The sequence below is a fragment of the Candidatus Melainabacteria bacterium genome (genome assembly GCA_016193285.1).
Lineage (GTDB): Bacteria > Cyanobacteriota > Vampirovibrionia > 2-02-FULL-35-15 > 2-02-FULL-35-15 > JACPSL01.
Map to the genome: position 1 here is coordinate 1 of JACPSL010000026.1, position 12002 is coordinate 12002.

A 12002-nucleotide genomic window follows, 5' to 3' on the forward strand; every position below is an offset into this window, starting at 1 on the left:
AACTACGATACCACAAAGGATTCTGTTTTTTAATCAGGCAAAGTATGGGAATTGAAAATTTAATATTTGTGGAATTAATTAATGAATAAAAATTGTGAAACTTGATTAACGCGTCTTAATTGCAATACAGTAAAAACCTTAGCCCTGAAGAAATCCCGTTTTAAACATTAAACTTAAACTCAATTACATCACTGTCTTGAACCAGGTAGTCTTTGCCTTCAAATCTAGCAAGTCCGGCTTCTCTTACTGCATGTTTACTGCCAAGTCTTATTAGATCATTATATTTCATTACTTCTGCTTTAATAAATCCTTTTTCAAAATCAGTATGAATTATTCCAGCTGCTTGAAGTGCTTTTGTGTTTTTTGGTATTGCCCAGGCCCTTGTTTCTTTTTCATTATTTGTAAAAAAAGTAGTTAGTCCTAAAAGATCAAATGTAGCTTTTATTAAATCATTAACACCGGTAGAGACGCGATGAATCGCGTCTCTACCAAGAAATATTTTTTTCTCTTCTTCACTTAAGGCAATTAATTCAGCTTCTAATCCTGCACAAATTGGTACACACTTTGCATTTGTTGCTATTGCATAATTTTTTATATCTTCTATAAATTGATTTTGGCTTTGATTATAGAAATCTTTTTCAGAGACATTTGCAGCATAAATTACAGGCTTAGTAGATAAAAGGAAAAGTGTAGAGATGCCCAGCCTGGCGTCTCTACTTATAGATTTTCTTTCATTTAAATTTTTCTTAATTTGTTCAAGAATAGCTAGCTCTTCAATACTTTCTTTATCATGTCCTTTTGCTTTTCTAGATACAGTTTCTATTCTTTTTGTAGTTGATTGGAAATCACTTAATGCTAATTCAATTTTTATTGTTTCAATATCTCTTAAAGGATTAATTGATCCTTCAACATGAATAATATTTTCATTACTAAAACATCTAACTACATGAACTATAGCATCAACTTCTCGAATATGGCTTAAAAACTGATTTCCAAGTCCTTCTCCTTTACTTGCTCCTTTTACAAGTCCTGCAATATCTACAAACTCAAAACCAGCAGGTATTGTTTTACTTGTTTTAACTACTTTTGCAAGTTTTGTAAGTCTTTCATCAGGTAAGTTTACAATTCCAATATTTGGATCTATTGTACAAAAAGGATAATTACTTACCTCTGCATGATAGTTGTTTATCAGTGCATTAAATAATGTTGATTTACCAACATTTGGTAACCCAATTATTCCAGCTCTGTACATGTCCTTATTCAGTTGGTGGAATTATTTTAATTTGTGCAGTGCCTTTAGCAGTCATAACTGTTTGAGTTTCCTGTATAGGTTGAAAAGTTTGTTTTAAGGCATCGGATTCTGAATTCTCACTTTTTTCTTTATCTGTAACACCTTCAATTTTATTTTGTTCTGATTGTGGTTCACCTTGAATGTTTCCTTTTAATCTAAGAAGTTTTTGAAGAGCAACATCTTCTTCGTTTTGACCAGCTTGCTGCTCTTGCTGTTGTTGTTGCTGGACTTGTTGTTGTTGAGCTTGTTGTTGCTGGGCTTGTTGTTGTTGTCCTCCGCCACGTTGTTTTTGTGCTTCTTCTTGGATATTTTGTAATTGAACTTGAGTATCTTCAGCTTGTTTATCTTCAATTCCTAAATGAAGTGCAGCCTGGTATTGCTGATATGCTGGTATTAAATTACCTTGTGATTGTAAAATTTTTGCTGTGAGGTATCTTGCTTCTCCGTTTTGTGGGTTTAATCTGCTTATTATATGATTAAACTCTTTTAGTGCTTCTTCATAACGAGTGGGTCCTTGTCCATATAAGATCTTTGCATAGTTTAAACGTGTAGGCCAGTAGTTTAAGTCAGCTTTAAAAGCGTTTCTGTAAGCTTGTTCTGCTAAAGGAATATACTCAAATTTTTGGAAACGACTTGCATAACTAAAATAAACATTAGCTTCGCCAGACCAGGCTTCAATATTATATGCAAATAGTTCTCTTGCTTTTCTAAAGTAAGTTAGTGCTTGATCAAAAAAACTTTTGTCAGAAGTTTCTTGAGCTTTGTTAAACACTGCTTCACCTAACTTAGACCAAGCTTTGTCATTGTCTGGAGCAATTTGAGTTGCATTTCTAAATGCTGCAATTGAACCATTTAAATCTTCTTTTGTAGCTCTTAACTGACCTAATGCTATCCAGTCATAAACTGAGGTTATAGGAGCTGGTGCAGCAGCTTCAAAATAATGCTCTGCTTCAATCTTATTTCCTTTTCTTAGATTTACTGTGTAATTTGCAATATGTGCTTCCACTGAAGGATTTAATTCTAATGCTCTCTTTGCAAAGTATTCTGCAACTTTTATATCAGGATCATCTTTTACTTTATTAGGTTCAGTTACTGAAGCTTTTTTTACATGCTCTGTTGCAAGTCTAGCAAAAAAGCTTGCTTGTTCTTTTTTAGATTTGCCAAAATTAGTTAAATATTTTTCAAGATTCCCATCAGTAGCAGCTCCAATTGAAGCTAAATTTTCAGCAATTGGTGCATAAAATAAATGTAACTTTTTAGGAGCTTCAAACTCAATTATTACATTGTTGTCAGTGTTTACTCTTTTTTCTAGTGGCAAGGATTTAAGTCTAGGGACTTTGTCAGTTAATAATTTACAAAAATTAGTTATCTCATCATTTCCAAGTAATAGCTGAGCTACAACGTTCACTGCTTCATGTATTGAAATGCGTGATAAATCATCCAGGGTTTTTATTTCAAGAATTTGTCCCTCATCATTTGTTACAGTAAAGTTTGTTTTAATTCTGTTTTCAATTTTTTCAACATCAATATCAAGGGGATCATTAGAGCCAATTAAAAGTATTTCTCCTGCTTGCCCTGGTCTAAATAAATAAACAAAACCATCTGAAACCTTTTTACCATTTTCATATTTGCCAAGTGCTTGTTTAAAGCTGTTTACAAGCACCCCTAAATAATCAGGTGTTATTGAATATAACTGAATCCATTCACAAAATATTCCATTTTCTTTTAAGTGTTTTGCACCTAATTCCCAAAAGTCTTTAGTAAATAATTGTGATGCACCTTGTACCCAGGGATCTGCAGGTTGGGAAATAATAATGTCAAACTTTTCTTTAGTTGTTAATAAATAATTTCTTCCGTCAGTATGAATTGCTTTTACTTTTTTAGCAAGTGGATTTCTTAGTCTGTTTAATGGCGAGCCATTTCCATCTAAAGGGCTTTTATCAATTGGTGGCTCGAAGTATTTATCTCCATCAATAACTGCTTTTTCAATTTCACATACTTTAACAGATTGAATAGATGGATACCTGACTACAGAACCAGTCGTACAGCCACTTCCAAGGCCTATTACTAAAGCATTTTCAGGCTCGTTTTTATGTAACAATAAAGGAAGTTGTCCTAATAAAACCTGAGTAACCATATCTGCTTGAGAAGGACCATCTCCATCAGTAGGAACACCAGCATCTACCTTTCCATTGTTTTTAAGAAGAGTTGTATTTCCGTTTTCATCAGCTGTAATTGAAACTACAGTTGTTAAGCCTTCTTTGTAAAATTTAATTTTTTCCTTTGCATTGTCGAACTTAAATATATTAAAAAATTGTTCTCTAGTAAGATTCTTATAAGACAATGAGTGGTAAATTGCTACTCCTGTTGTCATTATTGATTTATCCCATCTTGGCATAACTAATAAATTAGCAAAAAGTGAAACACCAATTGCAATATAAATCCATGAGGTTGATATTTTTAATTGTTTCTCACTAAGATTTTCATTGTTTTGAATATCGTTGTAAAGTAAATAAAGTCCCATACCAATTGCAGTTAAGATTGCTAGTTTTGTTGTTACTTGAATACCGCTTCCAAAGATTCCAAACAAAGGTATGAATATAAACCCAGAACCAAATGAACCTAAAATACAACCTAAAGTGTTTAATGAATAAAGCTTTCCAACTGACTCTCCTACGTGATCTGGCCTGGCAGAATAAATTCTTATAACTAAAGGAAAAATCATTCCTGATAAAAATGTTGGTAAAAACATTACAGCACTTGAAACAATAAATCTATGAACTGTTAGTAGAAACCAGCTTGCTCCTGGATCATCAGGAAGTTTTTGAGCTTGTGAAAGAAACATCCATGGCAGCTCATTAAAAAAGCAAGCAGTTATAAACCCGCTAGCTCCAATTCCACATAAAATAAGTCCTACCCAAAATACTGGCCTTTCAATTTTTTCCTGAAGTTTGGTCATAATAGCAGCTCCAAGAGCCAAGCCAACTAAAAAAGTTGTTAACATTGTAGAAAAAGCATATGTAGATGAACCAAAAACTAATGTAAGTGTCCTTGTCCATGTAACTTCAAATATAAGGGCTACAAAGCCACTAACTACAAATGCCAGCATTGAAAGTTTAATAAGTTTTATTGGAATATCTTCCTGGGATTTGCTAATTAATGTTTCAAGGTCAACACCACTTTCTTCTTTTATAGCTTCTGGTGTATCTGCTTGTACTTTCTTATTTGAGAAAGCTAAAAATATTACAAGAGAAGATAAAACTAAATTTAAAACAGCTGCAGTGTAGACAGTAGCACTTACACCAACTGTTGGCAGAAGAATAAAACCTGAGATAAATGTACCTAAAACTGCCCCAATAGTGTTTATTGTATAAAGAGCACCTACATTATATGAAACTACATCTGATCTAACATTAGTTAGATATCTGCTTAGTACTGGTAATGTAGCACCCATAAATATTGTTGGAATGCCTAAAAGTACTATTGAAATTAAAAACCTAACTAAATAAGAAACAAACTGAAAACTTTCAAACATTTGAACAACTGATTGCCAAATTGGTGTCAAGAAACTATCGCTAAAAATTATTGGTACACATGCGCCATAAATGCCAATTGCTAGTTCTAAAACACCATATGCTAGTAAAGGCTTTTTAAAACGATCTATAAATTTTCCACCTAAATAACTACCTAATGCTAAGCCACCAAGAAAAGCAGTTAAGACTGTACTTACTGCAAGTGTTGTTCCACCAAAAACATAAGTTAACATCCTTGTCCAAACCACTTCGTAAATAAGTCCACTTATGCCTGACAGTAAGAAACAAGTAAAAACTACAGAATAAATAAACTTGTATGAGCTTGGATCAGGTTTTCTTTGAGCTGTTGGTTTTTCTAATGCTGGGCTTGAAACAGTAGTCATAATTATCTCCTTAGGTTGAATGTGTAACTGTATTAGTATAAAGGAAGTAACAAACTTTTGTGAAGTTAGTTACCTTTTATAATGTTTATAAAGCCAATGACAAATAATACTGAGAAAGAGAGACTTAGGAAATGGGCAAAAGATCTAAGAAAGGGAATAGCTTTAAAAAGAGCAAGCATTGAAATTCAAAATAAGATAAAGAGTTTACAAATTTATAAATCTTCCTGTAATGTTATGTCATATCTAGCTAAAGATATTGAAATATCACTTGAGGATTTATTTTTAGATAATTCAAAAAATTGGTTTTTGCCTGTGGTAGAGACGTTGCATGCAACGTCTCTACAGGTGGTCCCATATCATCATGGAAAAACAAAATTGATTAAAAACAAATTTAACATACTTGAACCTGAAATAATTAACAATATTTTTTTTGATCAAAAAGAAAAAAAAATAAATTTAGATTTAATTTTTGTTCCAGGGTTGTGCTTTGATAAAAACAGAAACAGGATAGGTTTTGGAAGAGGTTTTTATGATGAATTTTTAAAGCTAAATCAAAATAGCTTTAAGATTGGCTCTTGTCCAAAGGAATGTTTAGTAGACAAATTGCCTGTTGATAATTGGGACCAAAAGGTAGATTTAGTTGTTACTGACTAATTTAACCTTGTTTTAACCAAACTTTGTAATATTAGCTTTTAACACTTAGTTGTCAGAGAGTAATTTATGTCAAAGAAAACAAAAACATTAAAAAAAAATAAATTTGGTTCTTATGCATTTAACCAGTCCAATATCCCATTCCCAGAACTAGACAACAGTAAAATTCAGCCACCAGATCCAGGATTTGAAGTTAGTGATACTAAAAAACTTTTTCCACCAAAAGCTGAATTAACACAAGAAGAAAAAGCTTGTGAATTTGTAAACCATTATAAAAAAATCCAAAGAGTTATAATTGGTAGTTTTTATACTGGCGGCAGCGGAGCTTATTCCAAAGGCTTCTTGGATGCTATCTATAAAGGAATTATACCTAGTAAGCAGTAATCAATAGCATTCAGCATACAGCTATCAGCATTCAGCTGATAAAATCATTAGTATGTTTTCAGGCATAGTACAGGATATTGGAATGGTAGAAGGACTTGAAGAAAAACAAGGGCTTTTAGAGTTAACTATATCCTCAAAGCAGTTAATTCAAGATCTTAAAGTTAGTAATAGTATTTCAATCGATGGATGCTGTCAAACAATCATAGATAAATATCTTACTTCTTTTAAAGTTCAATCAGTAGAAGAAACTTTATTAAAAACAAACCTTCGGAGTTTAAAGATAGGGTCAAAAGTAAACTTAGAACTTTCTTTAAGGCTTAGTGACAGATTAGATGGGCACTTAGTTTTAGGCCATGTTGATGATGTAGGAGAAGTAAGTAGTATCTTAGCTTCAGAAGAAAATAAAATAACTAAGATTTCTTTTCCTGAAAGATTAAAAAGGTTTATTGTACCTAAAGGATCTATAGCAGTTAATGGGGTTAGTTTAACAGTGGTTGATGTAAAAAATTCCGAGTTTTCTTTTACTTTAATTCCTTTTACTAGAGACAATACAAATCTTGGATTGCTAAAAAAAAGAGATCTTGTAAACTTAGAGGTAGATCTAATAGGACGTTATGTAATAAATTATTTAGAAAGTAAAAAGGATCTAGTTGTGTAATATGCAAAATGAACTAAGTGCACATCATCTTTTTAATACTGTTGAAGAAGCTATTGAAGCTATTACTAAGGGGGAGATAGTAATAGTAGCTGATGATGAAGACAGGGAAAACGAAGGAGATTTAGTTTGTGCAGCCAAGAAAGTTACACCAGAAATTATAAATTTCATGACTAAAGAAGGACGTGGATTAATTTGTTTGGCTCTTCAGGAAGATATTGCAGATACCTTGGAACTTTATGAAATGGTTCAAAATAATAAAAGTAATTTTGGTACAGCATTTACTGTAACTATTGATGCAGATAAAAAATATGGGATTACTACAGGAATCTCAGCTAGTGATAGAGCAAAGACAATTCAAGTTGCAGTTTCTGAAGATGCTAAGCCAAATGATCTTGTTCGTCCAGGACATATTTTCCCACTGCGTGCTAGAAAAGGTGGAGTATTGAAAAGAGTTGGACAAACTGAAGCATCTGTTGACTTGGCACGGCTTGCAGGTTTTAAGCCAGCTGGAGTAATTTGTGAGATTTTAAATAATGATGGAACAATGGCTCGCAGACCAGAACTCTTTTGTTTTGCAAGAAAACATAATTTAAAATTTATAACAGTTGCTCAATTAATCTCTTATAGGCTAAAAAAAGAAAGATTTGTAATTAGAGAAGCACAAGCAAAATTACCAAGTGAATTTGCAAAAAGATATAACAAGGAATTTAATATAGTAGCTTATAAAGATATATTAAATAACAAAGAACATATTGCAATTGTATGTGGTGATGTAAAAAATAAAAAAGATGTTTTAGTGCGAGTTCATAGTGAATGCTTAACTGGTGATGTCTTCCAAAGTCTGCGTTGTGATTGTAATGCACAACTTGCCTGGGCATTAGAAAAAATTGCAAAAGAAGGACAAGGCGTTGTTGTTTATTTAAAACAAGAAGGCAGAGGAATTGGCCTTGTAAATAAGATCAAGGCTTATGAGCTTCAAGACCAAGGTTATGATACTGTTGAAGCAAATGAAAAACTTGGATTTAAAGATGATTTGCGGGAATACGGAGTAGGTGCTCAGATTTTAATTGACCTTGGATTAACTACAATTAAACTAATGACAAATAACCCAAGAAAAATTGTAGGTATTGAAGGTTATGGATTACAAGTTACTGGCAGAGTACCAATTGAAATTTGTACTGAACATAATCATGATTACTTAAAAACAAAAAATGAGAAAATGGGACATGTGATTGATTTGAAAAAAAAAGAACTGAAAGCTGAGTGCTGAATGCTGACCGCTAATAGTAAATATGCAATTGTTGTTAGCAGATTTAATGAATTTATTACTGAAAAACTTTTAGACGGTTGTGTTCAGACATTAATTAAAAATAATACAAATAAAAAAAATATTGATGTTGTAAAAGTTCCAGGCGCATTTGAAATTCCAACAGCTGCAAGGAATTTACTTGATTTAAATAAATACAGTGCAATTATTTGTTTAGGTTGTGTGATTCGTGGCAAGACACCTCATTTTGATTATATTTGTAGTGCTGTTAGTCATGAGATTGCACATCTTGGTAGTCAAACAGGAGTGCCAGTTATATTTGGAATTTTAACTTGTGAAAATATTGAACAAGCTGGGGAGCGTGCTGGTGGAAAAGCTGGAAACAAGGGACAAGAAGCAGCTTTAGCTGCAATGGAGATGATAAAAGTAAAAGCTGAACACTCTCCTACAAATGTATCCCACCATCTATAAAAAGACATTCTCCAACAACAAGATCATTATTAATAAGATATTTAATTCCCTGAGTTATAAATTGGACAGTGCCAATATATTTTTTAGAAACTACTTCTAGCTTGTGTTTTGAGTAATCATCACTTTTACCAGGAAGCGTTGGTCCGGGAGCAATTGCATTTACACGAATGTTTGGAGCTAGTTCTTTTGCTGACATTTTTGTAAACTCATAAAGTGCTTTTTTGCTTAAAGTATATGAAAAATGTTTTGAATAATTTCTTGCAACTTTAGTGTCTAGTATATTTATAATTTGTCCTTTTTTAAAATGTTTTGCAAAATCTCTTGATAAAAAAAATGGTGCTTTAAAGTTTACATTAAAATGCTCTTCAAGCAATTTAGGATTAGTTTCTAAGAAATCACCATTTTTAAAAACTGATGCATTATTAATTAATAAAAATAAATCAGGGAAAGATTTTTTTACTTTTGGAATTAATTTTAAAACTTCGTTTATGTTATTAAGATTACATTTAAATAATTTACATTCTTTCCCCATTTCCTTTATTTTTTTCTGAGTAGTTTTTGCTTCTTTTTGTGACGTATTATAATGAAGTGCAATATCAAATCCTTCATTAGCTAAAAAAAGTGCGATTTCTTTTCCAATACGTTTTGCACTTCCTGTTATAAGAGCTGATTTTTTATTTTTCATTGAATTCTTGTAACTCCTTATGTAAATTAATTAATTGTTCATAATTGCCATTATCTGCTTCTTTTAAAGCCTTAAGATAATGCTCTCTAAACGATGATTTTTTCTTTAGCTGTAATTCATCTTCAGGCCATTTTAAAAGTAATTTTGTGTTTTTATAGTAAATAAGATTTGCAATAAATCTACTCCATCTGCCATTGCCACCTTCAAAAGGATGAATCCAAACTAGTCTATGATGAACTCTAGTAACAAGTTCAGTGATATTCATTTTTTCTTTTATCCAGTAATTATAGTCATCAATAAATTTTTGAATCTCTTCATCTATCTTATATACTGGAATCCCAATATTTTTATTGCTCATTCGCTTTTTCCCAGCCCAGTTCCAGACTTTATTAAACATTTTTTTATGTACTTCAAATAATGTTTGCCTTGTAATTTCAAATTTATTTAAAAAACGAGAAATAGATAAATAATGCTGAATTGCCTCTGTAATATTTAAGAACTCTGCTTCACATAATTCTTTTCTAGTTGTAATATATACAGGAATTAATCCTGATGCATCTTCAAGAGGGGTTTCTCCATCAGCAGTATTATTTTCTTCTAATCCTCCCATAAGCGGGATTTCCTTTTTTCAAGAATTTCATTTTTTACTCTTTTTACTTCTTCTTTAATTACCTTTTTATCTGGCTTCTGTAATTCCATCGCAGAATTAGCTACAGAAATGTTTACAATTTCCTTTGCTTTTTTTTCTGCTAATTCTTTTAAAAGATTTTTTATTTCTTTTTTTGGTATTAGTCTAATTAATAATTCACACTGTAAGGCTTGAGCATATTTTTTTAAAGTTTCTATTGTTGGATTTTCTTTCTCTTTGTTTTCTAATTTTGCAATTGGTACGTTGCTGCTAAAACTAAGTTTTTTAGCAAGCTGACTTTGAGTTATGCCTAAAGCAGTCCGAATCATTCTAATTTGATCCTCAACTGGTAAAAACTGCTTAAGCCAATAAGGTAAATTCCTTAAGCTCTTAAATTTTTTTGAAATCTGGTCTAAATACATAAAATTTTTGCCTTATGTAAATATTATAGCCCATAAGTTATATTTTTAAATCCATTTATAGCTTAAAAGCTATATTATCTATAGTAAATTATAGCTTTCAAGCTATAATTTTTTAATCAATTTGTGCTCTTTGTAATTTATTTGAGTAATCTATGTAAATTGTTTTGTATTGGGTATAGGTATCAAGAGCCATAACTCCACCTTCACGAGTGCCATTTCCAGTGTTTTTCCAGCCTCCAAATGCAGCAGCTCCTCCACATTCAGCACCTATTGTTGGAGCATTTATATAAACAATTCCGGATTCAAATTTATTTGCTGCTTGCATTGCAAGATTAATATCTTTTGTATAAATTGAAAGAGATAAACCATACTCAATGTTATTTGCAACTTTAACAGCTTCATTAAAGTCATTTACTTCTATTACTGCAAGTACTGGTCCAAAAACTTCCCTACAAGCAAGCTCCATGTTTGGTTTTACATTTGTAATAATTGTAGGTTCGTAAAAATGCCCTTCATCATATTCTCCACCTGTTAAAAACTTACCACCACATAAAAGTTTTCCACCTTCTTGAATTGCTCTTTCAACAAAACCATGTACATTTTCCCTGTGTGAACTTGTGATTAGTGGACCTACTTGTGTTTTTTCACTTAAACCATCTCCAACAATTAATTTTTTTGTTCTACTTACTAATTTTTCAATGAATAAGTTACTCCAAGCAGACTTTTGAATAATAAGTCTGCTTGTAGAAGTACATCTTTGTCCTGTTGTACCAAATGCACCCCAAAGTATCCCATCTAAAAGTAAGTCCTGATTTGCATCTTCAAGAGCTATAATTGCATTTTTCCCGCCAAGTTCAAGAGCACATTTTTTAAGCATCTTTCCACAAGTTTCATAAATCATTTTTCCTACTTCAACAGAACCAGTTACACTTACAACTTTAATTTCTGGATGACGAACAATTAAATCACCAAATTCTCCTCTTCCAAATAAAATACTTGCACATCCTTTAGGCAAGCCTGCTTTGTATAAGTTTTCAATTAGTTTATAGCCTGACATTGGAGCATCTTTTGAAGGTTTTAAAATTATTACATTTCCAGAAACAAGTGCTGGTGCAATTTTCCAGCTTGGTACAGCACTTGGGAAATTCCATGCTGTAATTAATCCACAAATACCAATTGGTTGTCTAATTGTAATTATTGATTTATTTAAAAGTTCACTTTGACCTGTAAGTCCATAAATTCTTCTTCCTTCACCAGCAAAAAATAAATATGTGTCTATTACTTCTTGGATTTCCCCCCTGGATTCTATAATTGGCTTACCCGTTTCTTTTGTTAAAAGAAGAGAAAGTTCTTCTTTTATATCTTTTGTAATTTCACTAGCTTTATATAAAACTTCTGCTCTTTTTGGTGCTGGTGTAAATCTCCAGACCTCAAATGCTTTTTTTGCCATGTCAACTGCTTCATCTAAATCTTTTTGATTTGATTTTGGAAACCTTCCAAGGAGTTCATTTTTATTTGCAGGATTATATTTTTCAAAAAAATCTTTTGATGACGAATCTTTTAATTCTCCACCAATGTTGTTTTTCATGTTGAGACGCCCCAGTGGGGCGTCTTTACTTATAGGATGCA

The 12002-nt window shown here is 31.8% G+C and carries 11 protein-coding genes; 5 read left to right on the forward strand and 6 right to left on the reverse strand.

Features of this window, described 5'->3' with window-relative positions:
• Nucleotides 1–160 precede the first annotated feature (160 nt).
• Both ychF and HYY52_05810 read right to left on the reverse strand, forming a co-directional pair.
• Nucleotides 161–1252 carry a redox-regulated ATPase YchF gene (ychF, locus tag HYY52_05805; GenBank protein MBI2996205.1) on the reverse strand — a complete coding sequence of 364 codons (1092 nt, stop codon included), beginning with the start codon at nt 1250–1252 and terminating at the stop codon, nt 161–163.
• Between the two features lie 4 nt (nt 1253–1256).
• A complete protein-coding gene (locus HYY52_05810) occupies nt 1257–5207 on the reverse strand; it encodes a fused MFS/spermidine synthase (protein ID MBI2996206.1) in 3951 nt (1316 codons plus the stop codon).
• An 81-nt stretch (nt 5208–5288) separates the two neighbouring features.
• On the opposite strand from HYY52_05810, the gene HYY52_05815 reads away from it, so the two are divergent.
• The 5 genes from HYY52_05815 (at nt 5289) to HYY52_05835 (ending at nt 8638) form a co-directional block, all read left to right on the forward strand.
• Entirely contained in the window at nt 5289–5861 is a 573-nt protein-coding gene (locus tag HYY52_05815) for a 5-formyltetrahydrofolate cyclo-ligase (GenBank protein MBI2996207.1), read from the forward strand.
• A gap of 66 nt (nt 5862–5927) precedes the next feature.
• The gene (locus HYY52_05820; protein ID MBI2996208.1) at nt 5928–6242 is read left to right on the forward strand and encodes a hypothetical protein; all 315 of its coding nucleotides are present in this window, start codon (nt 5928–5930) and stop codon (nt 6240–6242) included.
• Nucleotides 6243–6294: 52 nt separating this feature from the next.
• Complete coding sequence (locus HYY52_05825; protein ID MBI2996209.1) at nt 6295–6900, forward strand: riboflavin synthase; 606 nt, start codon at nt 6295–6297, stop codon at nt 6898–6900.
• Between the two features lies 1 nt (nt 6901).
• Nucleotides 6902–8170 carry a bifunctional 3,4-dihydroxy-2-butanone-4-phosphate synthase/GTP cyclohydrolase II gene (locus HYY52_05830; GenBank protein MBI2996210.1) on the forward strand — a complete coding sequence of 423 codons (1269 nt, stop codon included), beginning with the start codon at nt 6902–6904 and terminating at the stop codon, nt 8168–8170.
• Nucleotides 8171–8638 (forward strand): 6,7-dimethyl-8-ribityllumazine synthase, encoded by a 468-nt coding sequence (locus HYY52_05835; GenBank protein MBI2996211.1) that lies wholly within the window; start codon nt 8171–8173, stop codon nt 8636–8638.
• Here HYY52_05835 and HYY52_05840 read toward each other — a convergent pair.
• The 4 genes from HYY52_05840 to HYY52_05855 form a co-directional block, all read right to left on the reverse strand.
• Complete coding sequence (locus tag HYY52_05840; GenBank protein MBI2996212.1) at nt 8613–9323, reverse strand: SDR family NAD(P)-dependent oxidoreductase; 711 nt, start codon at nt 9321–9323, stop codon at nt 8613–8615. The two genes, HYY52_05835 and HYY52_05840, sit on opposite strands and share 26 nt — an antisense overlap.
• Nucleotides 9313–9933 (reverse strand): mobile mystery protein B, encoded by a 621-nt coding sequence (locus HYY52_05845; protein ID MBI2996213.1) that lies wholly within the window; start codon nt 9931–9933, stop codon nt 9313–9315. The genes HYY52_05840 and HYY52_05845 overlap by 11 nt, the downstream gene beginning before the upstream one ends.
• A complete protein-coding gene (locus HYY52_05850) occupies nt 9921–10373 on the reverse strand; it encodes a helix-turn-helix domain-containing protein (GenBank protein MBI2996214.1) in 453 nt (150 codons plus the stop codon). The genes HYY52_05845 and HYY52_05850 overlap by 13 nt, the downstream gene beginning before the upstream one ends.
• Before the next feature lie 112 nt (nt 10374–10485).
• Nucleotides 10486–11961, reverse strand: coding sequence for an aldehyde dehydrogenase family protein (locus tag HYY52_05855; protein MBI2996215.1), 1476 nt, complete (start codon nt 11959–11961; stop codon nt 10486–10488).
• Nucleotides 11962–12002 lie beyond the last annotated feature (41 nt).